We start from the raw sequence: 16856 nt of genomic DNA on the forward strand, positions 1-16856 counted from the left end.
ATCCCCTCACCCAGGACGTCCCCATGGATCGACTGCGATCAGTGAACGAACTAAGCGACGTGCAGCCAGGTGATTGGGCTTATCAGGCACTAAAAGCTCTGGTAGAAAAGTATGAGGTGATGACGGGCTTTCCCGATCGCACGTTTCACGGGAATCGACCCCTGACTCGATACGAATTTGCGACCGTGATGAATGCAGTCATTACTCAAATCGAGCAGTATTTTATCTCTGGGGAAATTGGTCGCATCCGGGAAGATTTTGCCACTATCAGGCGGCTTCAGGACTCCTACGACAATACTCTGGGGAGTATTGACAGTCGCGTGCAGAAGTTGGAAACGGAGATCGGCACCCTGGAGCAACACCAGTTTTCTACTACGACCCAATTAAAAGGAGAACTGGTGGCTGGACTGACTGATGGCAGCAATGCCAACAGCACTATTCCCATGCGAATTCGTCTGGACTTGAATACCAGCTTTACCGGAACCGATCTGCTGCGGACTGAGCTGGAAGCTGGAAATAATGGGGGAGATGCTATCAGCAAAGCTCAATCAACCCGTGGCCCTAACCTCCTGGGAACATTCGGTCTACTAGCCGACGGAGGTGGTTTAGACTTTGTCAGCTATCCCAATACCGTTCGCATCAGCAAGTTGTATTACACCTTTGCGCCTGCCAAAAATCTCAATTTGACTGTGGGTGGTCGCCTCAACCCCAGAGATTTCATTGATTACAACCGCTTTGCTAATGATTCTCTGGAGAACTTTTCCTCCAGCTTTTTCATGAATAATCCGCTGATTGTGCAAAATCCGGTGGATCGATCGGGAGGGGCAGGAGCCGCGATCGCCTGGGCATTCACGCCATCCCTGATCTTAAAGGGGTTATATGTAGCGGCGGATGCCAGCAGTCCCGGCGGCGGTTCCACCCAAAGAGGATTGTTTGGCGATCGCAACCAGGGTAGCGTGGAACTGGAATACTCCTTCAATCCAACTCTGGTAGCCCGCCTGCAATACACCAGTGCCACCGTTAACGGGGTGGCGATTAATGCTGGAGGTTTGAACGTTGAGTGGGCCTTCAACCGCCAGTTTGCTGCCTTTGGACGATTCGGAATTGGTCGCTATGCAGGTTTTAATACCGTGCTGGATCAGCAGCTTTCCCTGACTCCCATCACCTGGGCGTTGGGGGGCACGATTCGCAATATTGTGATTCCGGGATCCGTGGCGGGTTTGGCGATCGGGCAACCGTTTGTAACCAGTGACCTGGGAAACGCGACTCAAACCAACTTTGAAGCTTATTACCGCTTTAACCTCAACGACAGTGTGATTTTCAGTCCAGCCTTTTTAATTGTTGCCAATCCTAATAATCGGGCGATCGACACGATTTTTGAATGGGTGGTGCGCATGAATTTTTCGTTTTAGGTAATTTGCCCTTATGATTAGCCCTATTGGTTTACCCTTGTAGTTCCACCTCTATCCCCCCCTCCCCTCAGTTATACTGAAAGCTCAGCAATACGTATTTCTACTTGAACTCTTTATTCAAAGATGCAGCCAACTGACCCGAATAAGTTTACAGACAAGGCATGGGAAGCGATCGTTCAAGCTCAAGATGTGGTGCGTCGCTACAAACAGCAGCAACTGGAAGTTGAACATTTAATGATTTCCCTGTTGGAACAGCAGGACGGGTTGGCAACAAAAGTATTCGCCAAAGCCGGAGTGGATAAGGCCCGCCTGTTTCAACAGATTGAAGACTTTACCCGACGGCAACCCAAGGTTCCTAATGCCGATCAGCTTTACCTGGGGCGCAACCTGGATGTGATGCTCGATCGCGCTGAAGAAACCCGCCTTAAATGGCAGGATGATTTCATCTCGGTTGATCATCTGCTGATGGGCTTTGCCGTGGATCCCCGTTTGGGATTACGGGTACTCCGCACTTACGAACTGAATCCCCGCAAGCTAGAAGCCATGATTAAAGAGGTGCGGGGCAGCCAGAAAGTCAGCGACCAGAACCCGGAATCCCGCTATGGCGCACTGGAAAAGTATGGACGAGATCTGACCGAGCAGGCCAAGGCTGGCAAGATTGACCCGGTGATTGGCCGGGATGAAGAAATTCGTCGGGTGGTGCAGGTTCTATCCCGTCGCACCAAAAATAATCCGGTGCTGATTGGCGAACCGGGTGTGGGGAAAACAGCGATCGCCGAAGGGTTGGCCCAGCGAATCGTCAAAGGCGATGTCCCGGAATCCCTGAAAAACCGTACCCTGATCACCCTGGATATGGGATCCCTGATCGCTGGAGCCAAGTACCGGGGTGATTTTGAGAATCGGCTGCGATCGGTGCTCAAGGAAGTGATTCACTCTGATGGGCAGATTGTCCTGTTTATCGACGAACTGCATACCGTGATTGGCACTGGCTCTACGCAGGGTGCCATGGATGCCGGAAATCTGCTGAAACCGATGCTTGCTCGTGGGGAACTGCGTTGTATTGGTGCCACGACCCTGGATGAATATCGCAAATACATTGAGAAAGATGCGGCTTTAGAGCGGCGCTTCCAGCAGGTGTTTGTGGATGAACCCAGTGTTGAGGACACTATTTCTATTCTGCGTGGCTTGAAGGAACGCTACGAGGTTCACCACGGGGTCAAAATCACTGACTCTGCTCTGGTAGCGGCGGCAACCTTGTCGTCTCGCTATATTGCCGATCGCTTCCTGCCCGATAAAGCGATCGATCTGGTAGATGAAGCCGCCGCCAAGTTGAAAATGGAAATTACCTCCAAACCCACGGAACTGGAAGATATTGAACGTCGCCTGATGCAGTTGGAAATGGAAAAGCTGTCCCTGAAAGGCGAAGACCAACTGGGTATGCTGGCCTCCACTCGTGTCTCGAAAGATCGTCTGGAACGGATTGAGCAGGAAATTAGTGACTTGCAAAGTAAGCAGGAAACCCTGAGCAGCCAGTGGCAGGGAGAAAAGCAACTACTGGAAGCGATTAAAAAACTGAAGGAAGAGGAAGAAAATTTACGGGTTCAAATCGAACAGGCCGAACGGGCCCATGACCTGAACATTGCTGCCCAACTGAAGTACGGGATGTTGGAGAAAGTGCAGCGCGATCGTGAAGCACAGGAAGCCAAATTGCTGGAAATTCAATCCCGTGGCTCTACCCTGCTGCGAGAACAGGTTACAGAGTCCGACATTGCTGAAATTGTCGCCCGCTGGACAGGGATTCCTGTCAATCGCCTGCTAGAATCGGAACGGCAGAAGCTACTCAACCTGGAACATCATCTGCATCAACGAGTAGTCGGTCAACATGAAGCCGTGGAAGCCGTCGCTGCCGCCATTCGCCGTGCCCGTGCCGGAATGAAGGATCTGGGGCGTCCGATCGGCTCCTTCCTGTTCATGGGGCCAACGGGAGTCGGGAAGACGGAACTGGCTCGCGCCCTGGCCCAATTTTTGTTTGACTCTGATGATGCCTTGGTACGGCTGGATATGTCGGAATACATGGAGAAGCATTCCGTCGCTCGCTTGATTGGTGCTCCTCCTGGCTATGTGGGCTATGAAGAAGGTGGCCAGCTATCGGAAGCGGTGCGTCGCCATCCTTACTCCGTCGTGCTTCTAGATGAAGTGGAAAAGGCTCATCCGGATGTGTTCAACATTCTGCTGCAAGTCCTGGATGATGGGCGGATTACGGATTCCCAGGGCCGTATGGTGGATTTCCGCAACACCGTGATTGTCATGACCAGCAACATTGGCAGTGAACACATTCTGGATATTTCGGGAGACGACGATCGCTACGAGGAAATGCAGAAACGAGTCATGCAGGCGCTCCGGAAGCACTTCCGGCCTGAATTTCTCAACCGGGTGGACGACCTGATCATCTTCCATGCTCTGGGTCGCAGTGAACTGAGTCAGATCGTTGGCCTGCAAATTCAGAAAATTCAGGCGATGTTGGCCGACCAAAAGATTCGCCTGGAAATTACCCCTGCCGCTCAGGACTATATTGCTGAAGTGGGATACGATCCGACTTACGGTGCTCGTCCCCTAAAACGCGCCATTCAACGGGAGTTACAAAACCCGATCGCCACCAAAATCCTGGACAATACCTTCACCGAAGGCGACACGATTTTGATCGATTTAGTGGGCGATCGCTTGAAATTTACCAACAAGCAACTGGCAGTCAACAACCAACCTGCACTAGCGTAGGGAGCAGAGCGATCGCATATTGGAATTGGAATGTAAGGCAACAGCAACAGCAAGTTTTAGAAATGATTTATGGCGTACAGGGACTTTACACTATTGGAGGATTAAGCCAATGTGCAGCCTCAGTGGTAGCGGCTTAGATCTTCAATTACAGGGAAAGCAACAACACACCAATGATTTATGGGGCTGTAGCGAGCGGAACAACCTGGAAATTTTTGATACTTGAACAGACTGTTTTACGAATTGATCCGATTGAGTACCACATTAGCCAGGTAGAAAAAATTCTGGCAACCTTGCTGCAACCATTTCAGGGTACTCTCACGAAAAGTCTGGTTCAGATTTGAAGGTAAATCCCCTTGATTCACCACGAAGGCACAAACTAGCTTAAATGGCAGTCCCCCGCATCTAGATGCGGGGGACTGCCTCCGCAGTCAAATGGGCTATCTGATCGCGACCAATTGATTGGAAGCCACAGGGGGGTGGTGGAGTGATCGCCCTACTGCTGCTGCGATCGCGGCTATACTTTGCACCAGATTCTGCATGGTTTCCAAAGATAATGCTTGTCGGGCATCAGAAACCGATTTTTCTGGCTCCGGATGGCATTCAATGATCAGGCCATCGGCTCCAGCAGCGATCGCGGCACGGGCCAGGTCGGGTACTAGCTCTCGTTTTCCAGCAGCATGACTGGGATCGACAATTATGGGTAAGTGGGTTAATTGCTTCAGGGCAACTACTGCTCCCAGATCCAGGACATTGCGAGTATAGGTATCGAAACTGCGGATGCCGCGCTCACACAACACCACATTCGGATTGCCATGCGCCATGATATATTCTGCGGCCATAACAAACTCTTCAATCGTGGCCGCCAATCCCCGCTTTAAGAGAATTGGCTTGGCCACAGTTCCCAGAGCCTTTAATAGCTCGAAGTTTTGCATATTGCGGCTGCCAATTTGCAGCATATCGGCATAGGCGGAAACGGTTTCAATCTGGGCGATCGACATCACTTCCGTGACTACAGGTAAACCATAAGCCTGCCGCACTGAGGCCAGAATGCGTAGGCCATCCACTCCCATGCCCTGGAAACTATAAGGGGAGGTACGTGGCTTATACACACCTCCCCGAAGAGCGCTAATTGAAACGGTTGAGAGCGATTGCGCAACCCGCTCCATTTGCTCTACGCTTTCGACAGTACAGGGGCCGCCAATGACGACAATCGCCGACCCGCCGATCGCAACCTGATGGGATAAATTGACCACAGTACGGTGATCAGCATGGGTTTTAGTGGTCAGTTTTGCTTCTAACACAGTGATGGCTCCTAAGGTAATGAGTAGATGGTGGACAATGGAAACAAATCAACAAAAAGCCCGGAACTAGTTGGTCCCGGGCAGCATCATGAATGTACAACGACCTTACCCGGGTGATTCCCTGGCCCAAAAATAAAAACCGAAAAACCAACTGTGTTGCTGCATCATGATGGGGTAGAACCGTGAACTGAGTATAGTTCGCAAGTCAAAGTTTGTTATCAGAAAAGTTAAATCTCTAAACTTGAACAGGCTTTAATTAAAAAGCCGCAGACTGGATGCTGCGGCTCACTCAGAGAAATAGCAAGTAACTCGCTTCACTCTAAGTGAACCGGGAACGCCAAAAGTAAAAGTAAAAAGCGCGATTCAGCATCGGATTGCTTGGAGGAAATAAATTTCTTACTTTGACCCTAGCAGGATGATCAAAAATGCGTCAAGTACCCCAACGGGTTAATAGTGAAGCTAAGGAGATTTCCTCTTTCGGAAAGCCAGAATGCAGAGAGCGGAAAAAGCGATCGCTGTTGTAGACCCGACAGCTAACTTTACAGTTTCTTCATAAACTATCCGCATATTTACCGTTCATTCTCCATAGTTCTTTCTAAAATGAAGGACACAAGGTGTTATCTAGAGTTATGAATGTAATTAAAAAGAGAGCATTTTACGTAATAATGCTGATTGCTGGCACTCAATTAGCTCCTTTTTCGAGAATTAATCTTGAAAAACTTTACTCCTCGACTCAAACCAGTTTTATATCAATGTCATCGCTCAGTAAAAACCAGGAAAATCTGGGGCACTTCGCCTATTCTCCACCTTCCTCGATCGGAGGCCCAAGACGATCGGCGGGGTCAGGGGCACGTTGGATTCCACGGTCTTGCTAAGAAACAAGAACGGAATCAGGGTTCCTTCTTAGGTGATTTAGCCATCCCATCTTCTTAAAAAATCAGGCTCCAAAATGAAGAAAAAGAGGCAGAGTTTCTGCCTCTTTTTGCATGATTTTTATATATCAGGAAACAATGCCGTAGAGTGAGAACCGCTATTCTAAAACTGCATTTCTGCAGCCTGAACGCGCTCGACCTGTTTCTTCTTGAGTACCAGCATGATTTGAGTCAGGATGACAATGCCAAAGAATGCTAGCAGACCCAGAATGCGGTTCGGGCTTTGCAGGACAATCTCCGCATCTACCTGACCAAAGCCGCCCACGTTGGGATTATTGGTCAACGCTTCACCAGAAGCCACTTGCTGTCCTTCGGAAACCAGTAACTCTGGCCCTGCAGGAATTGCTTCCGTGATTGTATTGCCATCAGCTTTTTGAATCGTCACTTCGTAGCCGTTGTCATCTGTCCTGGCAATCTTGGTAATCGTGCCAGCCGCAGAAGCATTAAAGACCGTGTTATTGCTCTTTTCACCATTGGGATAAATCTGGCCTCGGCCCCGATTGCCGCCCACATGAATCTGATACTTGCCAAAGTGGATAGACTTATCTGCCTTAGGATCGGGAGACAGGATGGGGAACACAATCTCCTGGTACTGCTCACCCGGAAGGGGGCCTACTACGAGAATGTTTTCCTTATCTTCGCTGTAAGGCTGGAAGTAAACGTCCTTCACCTTTTCCTTCATTTCTTCGGGAATTCGATCTTCGGGTGCCAGCTTAAAGCCTTCGGGAAGCATTAACACGGCTCCTACGTTAAGCGGTGCTTTGGCTCCGCCATAAACTACCTGCTGCAAATTGGTGTCGTAGGGAATCTTAACAACCGCCTCAAAGACAGAGTCCGGCAGCACCGATTGGGGAACTTCTACCTGAGTTGGCTTGGCCGCCAGGTGGCAGTTGGCACAGACAATCCGACCTGTTGCTTCACGGGGATTGTCATAAGCTTGCTGGGCGAAAGCCGGATAAGCGGTGGCTGTTTGGGGAAAGGCAAGGCTGCTCACTAACAACACTGCCAGGGTGGCGATCGCAAGAGTTACAGCCCGCTTCAGGGTAGCCGTCCCTGGGAGCAAAACTTCTTGAATAGAACGTGTTCTCATGTCAGTTAAATACACCAGTAGCAAGGAAAATTAGGTCCACCAGGGATCTTCACCTGTGCGGAAATCAGTTTCTGTCCAGGGAGTAAAGGCGATTTTGTCATCTTCCACAGTCGCATGAACCAGCGCCAGAGGCAGCGGAGCAGGTCCCCGGACGACCTTGCCTTCACTATTGTACTGAGAGCCGTGGCAAGGGCACATGAACTTGTTTTCGTTGGGATTCCAGGGCACCACACAGCCCAAGTGAGTGCAGACCGCATTCAGGCCAAAGTCGGCGATCGATTTATCTTCTTTCACGATGATATAGGTCGGATCACCCTTCAAACCTTGAGCTAGAACATGATCTCCGGCATTGTGAGTAGCCAAAAACTCACTCACAATCACATCTTTGCCGAGTGCATCTTTGGCAGTTACACCACCCCCAGCTGCTTCACTGGATGGGGGAATAAAGTACTTAACGACGGGGTAGAGCATACCTAGAACAGCGCCGCCGCCCGCACCTACCAATAACAGGTTCATAAATTGGCGACGCCCCATATCGGGTACGTCGGAGGATCCAGAGAGTTGAGTCATGAGAATGTAAAGCGGTATTAAGGATCGGTCGAGAATATACGAAGCAGAAGCTAGATCAAGCCCAGTTAGAAAACCGGGGTTTTCTTGCCAGAGCAATTATGATGCTGGGCTTGGACAAAGTTGAGTACTCAGCCTGTTAAGCCTTCTCACAAGTAATTATTACATTGTGTGTATGCATTCCCATAATTCAGCCCTGGGGGAATTGATACAAAATGTTAAGAGAGGCTGACGAGCAGGATATGGCTGGATGGGATCTCCTGCGAAAGACAGATGTAGTCAGCAATACACAGGTAAGACAATTCATTTATCCCACCAGTTCCTTCACCTTCTTCATAATCCCCGTTGGGTCAATGCCCTGGTAAGGATACTGTTCCCAGAGGCCGCCACAGCCTTCTTTATGGGTGCCCAGGTAGGCAAATTTGGGAGTTAAACCCCGCTCCAGAAGCCAGGAACCAAAGCGGCTACCCAGACCTGTTTTCCGGTTGAAAGCTTCAACGACGAGGACGAAGGGAGATTTGCCAATTTGGTTCAGAACCGCTTCGTCCACCACATTCAGGGTGGGTTTGTTAATCAGGCCAACATCAATCCCTTCTTGTTTCAGGCGATCGACTGCATCCACCGCCCGGTAGAGTGCATCACCGAAGGCCACGACATACCCCGCTGTGCCTTCCCGCACGACTTCATCCTTACCAGGGACGAACTTGTAATCGCCACCATACAGACTGTTGCCATGGGCATCCAGGATATTGGGGGTTTTGGAACGGGTAGAGAAGATGAACCGCAGACCGGGATCAAAGAATACCGCTTCCACACAGGCCTTCATCTGAGCGGCATCGGCAGGGAAGTAGAGGCGGGTTTCATAGCCGTCATCCAGGCCGTTATCCGCAAAAAAGTTGTTGAGGCCGAAGTGACAGGTATTGTCGGCCATGTCATCAATGCCGGAGTGGGAGAAGTGGCATAGCAGGTTAGAGTAGTTCAACCGGGCCATGGTGATTTCGGAGATGCACATTTCCAGGAAAGCGGCAAAGGTGGCGAAGATGCCCTGTTTGCCTTTTTCCATGCCAAATCCCGCTGCAGCAGAGAGGTTGCCCCGCTCCATAATTCCAGAAGGGATAAACACTTCGGGATGGGCATCGTGGATTTTTTTCAAGCCACAGGAACCTTCCAGGTCACTATCAATGACGACGACTTTGGCTTTGCGCTCTTCCTCACTCATCCGACCGAGAATTCCGACTACGGCATCTCCGAACACATTGCGGTTGGAGTCCCACTTGTCGCCAGAGCCGATGAAGGTGTAGGTCTGCTTGGGTTTTTGAATATTTCTCAGATAATCTACGGCGGCACTGTGGCCCCGGTCTTCCAGGTAGGCGATCGCCTTCTCTACCGAAATTACATCATGACCGTGGTTAGAGCCTTCTAGCCCACGAATGCCGACGCACATGGGGCGCTTGTTGATTACGGCGATCGGCCCTGGGGTACTGACCGCTTCGTAAATCCGGCTATACAGTCCATCTAGGTCTTCTCCATCGCCTTCCAGCACTTTCATCCCATGACCAATCAGAGTTTTGGCGACGCTGAAGCCAGGCAGATATTTAGAGGGATGGCCTGCGATCGTCACATCATTGTCGTCGATGATTAGCTTCACGTTCAGGTGTTGGGCTACGGCCAGACGAGCCGCTTCGGCATCATTCCCTTCCTGCTGGGAGCCATCCGATCCTAGGCAGAATACAGTCTTTCCAGGATTTGCCATTGCTACCCCGTTGATGTAGGGCCACATGTGTCCCAGGCGACCGGAACTGAATTTCACCCCAGGAGTCAACCCCAGTTCCGGGTGTCCGGGTAATTTAGAGCCAGCGACCCGGTAATGCATCAGTTGTTCTGCTGGCAGATCTCCATGCAGGACGGCCATCAGATATTGTGTGCCGACCCGATGTCCAGCTTCATCAAAAAAGATGGGAACGAACTGGTTGGGCGCTCCCCGGAACAGCGCATCCAGAATCATCACCTCTGGGACGGTGTCGTAAGGGCCGCCCGTATGTCCACCTACCCCTCTGGCCGCGCCTGTGGCGGTAAAAAATACGATCGCATCTCGACAAAGTTGAATATTTGCTTGCAGAGCCTTCCGTTCATCGTCGGTCAGGGTGGGCTTGGTGGGATCCAGACGAATGGCCTGGTAAGCGCCAAGGTCAATAGGGAAGCGATCGCCAGTAGTTGTCATAACGGAAGTTCCTAAGGTACACAGCAGTTTGAGGAGGCTAACGGAAAGCCATCGTCAAAGCTCAATCTTCAAAGCTCAGTATAGTGGGCTGCGGGGAACATTCCAAGATTGGCAGTTAACCTATAAAGAAAAAAGACTGGACAAATCCAGTCTTGATACTCAAGGGTAATTAATCAAAAAGACGCGGTACTTAACTCCTTAACGGGAACCTGTGCCAACAGGAGTTTTAACTGCTTTGCCAGGTTGTACCCCATCCGCAGCGATTGCTTCCCCTTCGATGAAGGAGCGCAACATCCAAGCCATTTCTTCATGTTGTTCCATCAGGCCAGTCAGGAAGTCTGCAGTTCCCTCATCATGGAATTCTTCACTACATTGATCGACTTGTTCCCGCAGGTTACGGATAATCAGTTCATGATCATCAATCAGGCGAGAAACCATGTCAGTGGCGCTAGGAATCACTTCAGGGTTTTCCTGAATCGAAGCCAGATGGATAAATTCCGTTGCGGTACTCACAGGGAAGCCACCCAATTGACGAACACGTTCAGCAATGCTGTCTACGGTTTCGGTCAAAGTGGTGTATTGCTCTTCCCACAGCTCATGCAGGGTACGGAATTGAGGGCCGATCACATCCCAGTGATACTTCTTAGTTTTGATCAGCAACAGATACACATCTGCCAGATCTTGGTTCAATAGTTCACACACACCCTTGCGTTGCTCGTCGGTCAGGCCAATGTTTACCTTACGCATCGTTTTAATTTTTTAACTCTACTCTATTAGCCAGTTCACCAGATTTAATTCAGTTGGGCATCAATCATAAGGAATAGGTTAGCGATCGTGGCTTTCTATCTAAATGCAAAAAAGGAGGAAAATGGAGGAGTGGAGACAAAGAGACTGGCCTTTAAAGCATCCTCTTAACTTGCTTGCAACTCTTAACTTGCAACTCTTAAACTCCCTGTTTCCCATTGCCATTGCCATTGCCATCGCCATTCCCATAATCACAGGGCTGCTGGACGGGGAGTCGAATGATAAACAGACTTCCTTGACCAACCTGAGATTCTACAACGATCGTGCCCTGGTGCCCTTCTACAATTCGGTGAGCCAGGTAAAGACCCAGGCCACTTCCAGCGCGGCGGTTGTCTCCTTCTCCCTGGCGGAACCGTTCAAACAGTTTCTTCTGGTCAGCGGGGGGAATACCACAGCCCGTATCCTGGACTTCGATCGTCACCCAGGTATTGCTGGTATCCGTATCACTCAAGGGTTTGATCGATGCGCCAATCAAGCGAATCTCAATGCTGCCCCGTTGTGTGAACTTAATCGCGTTGTTGACCAGATGGCATACGAGGCGGCGGAGTTCCATGCGATCGCCCATTACTGTTGTGACTCGTTTGGGGCCAGCTTCTGGAGCTAGGTTGACGGTCAATTGCAGTCCTTTATTCGCCGCCAAGGGAGACAGTTCCTGAGCTACGTCTCGGATGATCTGACTCAAATCGCAGGGAGCAAACTTGAGATTTTTGTGGCCAGCATCGTGGCGATAGACTTCCAAAATGGTGTTGACCATTTGCAGCAAATTCTGATTGTTCTGGATCATAGTGGCGATCGCTTCATCCATGTCTGGGGAAGTTGGCCCAAAGGCTTCCTGCTGGAACAGCGTAAGCATCCGATCAGCAGCGATGAGTGGAGTTCGCAGATCGTGGGTGAGGCGATAGACAAAATCTTTCCGCTCCCGACTGAGGCGTTCTCGTTTTTGATTGGCTAACTCGATCGCCCGTTCAGCCTCATACAAGCGCAACGCATTCCGCAGGACATAACTTAAGGTATCTGCAGACACTTTGGATTTGGATAAATAATCTGTTGCCCCAGCTTTCATAACATCCACAGCGATCTGTTCATCACCCTGGCCAGTCAACACGATTAAAGGAATTTTAACTCCCTGCTGACGCAGATCTTGCACTAAGGCCAGCCCGTCTTGATCAGGCAATCGATAGTCTAGAAAAACGCAATCAAACTCTGCTTTTTTTAAAGTAACGATCGCAGTGCTGTAATCACGGGCTTCCAACAGATCTACGGAGAAACCAGCGGATTTAAGGGCACGGCGTACTGCCAGTCGATCTATCTCATCATCATCTACAACTAAAATCTTTAAGGTCTCTTCCATAGCAGCAAGTATGGCTCAGCAGAAGTTTAAACCAAGTCCAACTAGAGAACGATCATTTTCTTATATATGTTTTTTAACTTAACCAAAATCATCCCACAGGTACCTAAATAATAAACAGCAAGCCCTAGCAGGACAGTTCCCATAGAGCCTAATATTTATTCAACGTCGCCATAACTTCGACAAAATTAATAAAGGTCACGGGTTTGAGAATATATCCAGCTACGTTTAAGTTGTAGGCTTCAATGCGATCGCGATCTTCATTAGAAGTGGTGAGCACTACAACAGGAATATTTCGTAATACTAGATCCGATCGGAGTTCCTGCAAAAATTCCAACCCACCCATCTTGGGCATATTGAGATCCAGCAAAATTAAACGACGAGTTGGGGGCACCGCTGGAACAGCAGGATTTTCCCTCCGTAATAAGGCTAATGCTTCTAGACCGTTAGCAGCCGTATACAGTGGATTCGTAATATTGTTGCGCTTGAATGCCCGTTTGACATTCATTACATCGACTTCATCATCCTCGACTAGCAAGACGTTAATTAATCGATCTTCCATAAGCTTTAATGAACAATTTGTTTTATTAAGGAATGTTACGCATACTACAACCATTTTAGCGACAGATTTTGCAGCGATGCCTCAACCATAAGAAAGATACATTCCTAGTATTTGATGTGTTCAAGAGATAGCTTCAGATGGTTTAGGCAAGGTGAAATGGAAGGCTGCGTCCGCTCCTTTGGTAGACTCTACCCAAATATCGCCCCCTGAAAACTCTACAATTTTAAAGATTTTCTTATGGAAAGCCGGATCAATGCCAGGGTCATCATCAGTGACGCTAAATTTATAGCGATCGCCCCGATCCTGCACATCAATCCAGAGATGGCCATTGTAGCGATCGTGATGCTTAACGGCATTGCTGATTGAGTTGGCAAAGACCTGTCGCAGAAGAAGCCGTTTGGTATGCAGGACAGGCATATCAGAAGCGATTTCGATCGTGAAGGAATCTAGTACCGTGAAGGAATCAATTACTTCTGTCAGTAAGGCTTTGACTGATACCAATTCAACTTCAATCTGTTTCCGTTCAGCGCGGCCCGAATCAATTGGATGAAAAACCGCTGCATACCAGTCCATCTTTCCAGCAAAACTTTGGGCTGTTCTCTGCCGAAAGGCATAGACCTAGAGTAGGATCTTTTAAAGAGACCCACAATTAGTACTTGTGCCAAACAGTTGATTCTGTCACCTGTTGTCCATCATCGGTTGACTTCGAACGGCCAGACGTTTTGAATATAAACCTTGTCCAAGTCCAGAACTGTATTTTGTTTGATTGGAAAACGACCGTTCTTTAACGAGATTTAGTTTCAATCTCTTCCCTGATGATGACTGAGTGGCTTCCTATATGTTGTGGGGGAATGGAAACCATGTCTGAGATCCGCGTAATCTTAATCGAAGACCATGATCTAACCCGCTTAGGATTGCGGGCTGCTTTGAAGCGCCAGGAAGGGATAGATCTGATTGGAGAGGCGGCTAATGGCATACAGGGGTTAGAACTGGTAAAAACGACCCGTCCCGACATTGCCATTGTGGATATCGGCTTACCTGACATGGACGGAATTGAATTAACCCGTAAAATTAAACAGTTTCAGACGGTTCGGGGAGAGTCCGACATTAAAGTTCTCATCCTGACAATGCATGATCGGGAAGATCTGGTACTGGCTGCTTTTGCGGCTGGTGCAGATTCTTATTGCATGAAAGCTATCAGTACCGATTGCCTGGTAAAAGCGCTGCAGGAAACCTATGAGGGCCACTCCTGGATCGATCCTGCGATCGCGACGATTGTGTTGCGGCAGGTACGTCTCCATACCCAGTCTAAGCCTGTTGAGAAACCCAAGATGGTTGAAATTGAAGCGCTGCAGCCGGAGTTAGAACAGGCCCTGCAAGAATCGCCTCTAACAGAGCGGGAAATGGAGATATTGGAACTCATTGTCCAGGGCAGCAGCAATGTGGCGATCGCAGAGAAACTCTTCATTTCCATGGGAACGGTCAAAACTCACGTTCGTAACATCTTGAACAAACTGTGTGTGGACGATCGTACCCAGGCTGCTGTCGTTGCTCTGCGATCGGGCCTGGTGTCCTAAATTCCTGCACCGCGATCGATGGGAGCCATTTGTTCTTCGTGCTTGGCGATCGCCCAGACTGCATGAATACTGCCAGGAACCCAACCCACCAAGGTCAGCAAGATATTAATGATCAATGTTGGCCCTATTCCAAAAGTCAGAAACACTCCCAGAGGGGGCAGCACAATTCCGAGAATCAAGCGCAAGATTTTTATAATGCTCTTTTATTCCGTTTCAACTCAGCGATTCATCATTGGCTTATTCTCTTGCTCCCCAATTCAATCTACCTCTATCCCAGGGACGAAATGGCCAATGACCTCTCACTCCTACTTTGGTTTCGATTCTCTCGGTTCAGCCACTATTTTCAGTTTGTTATGAAACTCAGACGGTTCTAAAGCTGGGACAAACTGTTCGATCGCCTTGGAACTGGTACAAAACTGCAACCAGTCAATTTGATACAGCCGACTCAGCAGCAACCGCATCCTGGGTTTGAGTGCATGAGCTGCTAAACCGCAACTAAGGGCAAAGACGACTCCTTCTTTGAACTCTTTGAACTCACGCTCTGGATCCGGATCTGGCTTATCTGATTGATCCAATGTCGGAGGGTGGAGCTTGAATTCAGGTGATTTTAGTCCAGCAGTAGGAGAATTCCTGACTTCAGCGATGGTGCTTAGGGGTGGTGGGCTACCACTGCTGATACCGTTGCCTGACTCCTCAATCATCCGAATTTGAGACAGTTTTAGGGAAGGAATTTCTGTTAAGCGCTTTAATTTAGAGGCCGCCCTGACACTGGGTAATTCTAGGAGCATTTCTCGATAGGACTGGATCGGCTTGGGAGATAATGCGGCGACGGGTGGCTCCTCTACCGGGGGAGGAGACTGAACCGCAACTGGCAGATTACCACCCACCAGGCGCTCAAACTCACCGTTAAAATGACAGATCGTTTGACCTCGACGTTGCCACAACGCTAATATCTGATTCACGGAAACAGTTTTGTACCGTCCCTGATACAGCGCTTCAATAATGGCCTGCATAATCATTCGGGCTGGATAGCGCTCCAACCACTCTGCCATCTGTTCCTCGACGGTGTACATAGTCAGTTCAAACCCGTAGTAACGCAACAAACATAAGGCGTGCTGCGCTTCAGGACTACTAATAGAGGTTTTCACTTGATCTGGCACTTCCGTCATACGTGTTTGCAGCCACAGGGGGGAGTGAAGTCAATGACTCCGTGGCATGTAGAAAAGCGAACGCTTGAATCAAGTGTAATCGAATATCTGGTAGTGTTGAATGATGGACATTTCTACTTTGCCCCTCCGCGACCAGTTACATCCTGCTCTTCGATCGCTGGCAGATGCGATCGAAGCCTCCTGGCATCGCCATCTTGACCTTTCTCCCTATCCTTTACCCGCCGAGTTGGGTTACGTGGAAGGGCGATTGGAAGGCGAAAAACTGACGATCGAAAATCGCTGTTATCAAACTCCTCAGTTCCGTAAGCTCCATCTGGAACTGGCGAAAGTGGGAACCAATCTGGATATCTTACATTGTGTGATGTTCCCCCGTCCTGACTATGCCTTGCCCATGTTTGGCGCGGATCTGGTTGGCGGACGAGGCCAAATCAGTGTCGCGATCGCCGATCTCTCTCCTATCAATCCTGCTTGCACCTTACCAGTGGGTTATCAATCTGCCCTGAGCCAGTTGCCTGCACCCACCTTTTCTCAACCTCGTGATTTACCGCCCTGGGGAGACATTTTCTCCGACTTCTGTCTGTTTATTCGTCCGGCAGATGCCACAGAAGAGGCCGCTTTTGTTGATCGCGTGTCAGCATTTCTAGACATTCACTGCCAGCAGGCGATCGCAACCCGTCCTACCCCGGAACAAACTCCTGAAATTCTTGCAGGGCAGCATAACTACTGCACCAAACAACAACAAAACGACAAAACCCGCCGCGTTCTGGAAAAAGCTTTTGGCAAAGAATGGGCCGATCATTATATGACAACAGTTCTGTTTGACCTGGCGGAGGGTGAGAGTTAAGTCTCTTTGTCACCTTGGTGACTGAAGTTGCGTCTATCCGGAGAAAACCTGCCGACGCAGGTTACTAAAGCCTGGATTGTATTGAGTCTGCGTCGGCAGACTTCGTTAGGGTAGTCGCGGTTTTAACTGCCGGATACCTTTGCCAATGGCCAATGGCGAATGGCCAATGATAAATGACCAAAACTTAACCTAAAGCCAACCTGGAAATTAACTTCTCTTGATCTGAGGGCTGTAGTCTAGGCGACATCGCTTCA

At 49.4% G+C, this 16856-nt stretch carries 14 protein-coding genes; 4 read left to right on the top strand and 10 right to left on the bottom strand.

Features of this window, described 5'->3' with window-relative positions; genetic code table 11:
• Together ACUVQO_RS08520 and clpB are read left to right on the top strand one after the other, a co-directional pair.
• A partial coding sequence (locus ACUVQO_RS08520) for an iron uptake porin (RefSeq protein ID WP_445925461.1) occupies positions 1-1412 on the top strand: 1412 nt, incomplete at its 5' end.
• A gap of 123 nt (positions 1413-1535) precedes the next feature.
• Positions 1536-4187 carry an ATP-dependent chaperone ClpB gene (gene clpB / locus ACUVQO_RS08525; RefSeq protein ID WP_445925462.1) on the top strand — a complete coding sequence of 884 codons (2652 nt, stop codon included), beginning with the start codon at positions 1536-1538 and terminating at the stop codon, positions 4185-4187.
• A 437-nt stretch (positions 4188-4624) separates the two neighbouring features.
• Here the strand turns inward: clpB and aroF are convergent, their stop codons facing one another.
• The 8 genes from aroF to ACUVQO_RS08565 form a co-directional block, all read right to left on the bottom strand.
• A complete protein-coding gene (gene aroF / locus ACUVQO_RS08530) occupies positions 4625-5488 on the bottom strand; it encodes a 3-deoxy-7-phosphoheptulonate synthase (RefSeq protein WP_445925463.1) in 864 nt (287 codons plus the stop codon).
• A gap of 1035 nt (positions 5489-6523) precedes the next feature.
• The gene (gene petA, locus ACUVQO_RS08535; RefSeq protein WP_445925464.1) at positions 6524-7510 is read right to left on the bottom strand and encodes a cytochrome f; all 987 of its coding nucleotides are present in this window, start codon (positions 7508-7510) and stop codon (positions 6524-6526) included.
• Between the two features lie 30 nt (positions 7511-7540).
• Positions 7541-8080, bottom strand: a complete 540-nt coding sequence (gene petC, locus ACUVQO_RS08540; RefSeq protein ID WP_445925465.1) for a cytochrome b6-f complex iron-sulfur subunit — start codon at positions 8078-8080, stop codon at positions 7541-7543.
• Positions 8081-8384: 304 nt separating this feature from the next.
• A complete protein-coding gene (locus ACUVQO_RS08545; protein ID WP_445925466.1) occupies positions 8385-10298 on the bottom strand; it encodes a transketolase C-terminal domain-containing protein in 1914 nt (637 codons plus the stop codon).
• A gap of 198 nt (positions 10299-10496) precedes the next feature.
• A complete protein-coding gene (locus tag ACUVQO_RS08550) occupies positions 10497-11045 on the bottom strand; it encodes a Dps family protein (RefSeq protein WP_445925467.1) in 549 nt (182 codons plus the stop codon).
• Between the two features lie 196 nt (positions 11046-11241).
• Positions 11242-12453, bottom strand: a complete 1212-nt coding sequence (locus tag ACUVQO_RS08555; protein WP_445925468.1) for an ATP-binding protein — start codon at positions 12451-12453, stop codon at positions 11242-11244.
• Between the two features lie 148 nt (positions 12454-12601).
• The gene (locus tag ACUVQO_RS08560) at positions 12602-13012 is read right to left on the bottom strand and encodes a response regulator (protein ID WP_445925469.1); all 411 of its coding nucleotides are present in this window, start codon (positions 13010-13012) and stop codon (positions 12602-12604) included.
• Positions 13013-13132: 120 nt separating this feature from the next.
• On the bottom strand, positions 13133-13585 hold the full coding sequence (locus tag ACUVQO_RS08565) for a sensor histidine kinase (protein WP_445925470.1): 453 nt from the start codon (positions 13583-13585) through the stop codon (positions 13133-13135).
• 287 nt (positions 13586-13872) lie between these two features.
• Between ACUVQO_RS08565 and ACUVQO_RS08570 the strand changes: the two genes are divergently transcribed.
• Positions 13873-14589: a response regulator gene (locus ACUVQO_RS08570; RefSeq protein WP_445925471.1), complete on the top strand. Its 717-nt coding sequence runs from the start codon at positions 13873-13875 to the stop codon at positions 14587-14589.
• Here the strand turns inward: ACUVQO_RS08570 and ACUVQO_RS08575 are convergent.
• The gene (locus tag ACUVQO_RS08575) at positions 14586-14774 is read right to left on the bottom strand and encodes a YqaE/Pmp3 family membrane protein (RefSeq protein ID WP_445925472.1); all 189 of its coding nucleotides are present in this window, start codon (positions 14772-14774) and stop codon (positions 14586-14588) included. The two genes, ACUVQO_RS08570 and ACUVQO_RS08575, sit on opposite strands and share 4 nt — an antisense overlap.
• Before the next feature lie 120 nt (positions 14775-14894).
• Complete coding sequence (locus ACUVQO_RS08580; protein ID WP_445925473.1) at positions 14895-15758, bottom strand: hypothetical protein; 864 nt, start codon at positions 15756-15758, stop codon at positions 14895-14897.
• Positions 15759-15858: 100 nt separating this feature from the next.
• Here ACUVQO_RS08580 and ACUVQO_RS08585 point away from each other — a divergent pair, with 100 nt between their 5' ends.
• On the top strand, positions 15859-16602 hold the full coding sequence (locus ACUVQO_RS08585; RefSeq protein WP_445925474.1) for a phycocyanobilin:ferredoxin oxidoreductase: 744 nt from the start codon (positions 15859-15861) through the stop codon (positions 16600-16602).
• Positions 16603-16856: the final 254 nt, after the last annotated feature.

The organism is Leptodesmis sp., assembly GCF_052746595.1.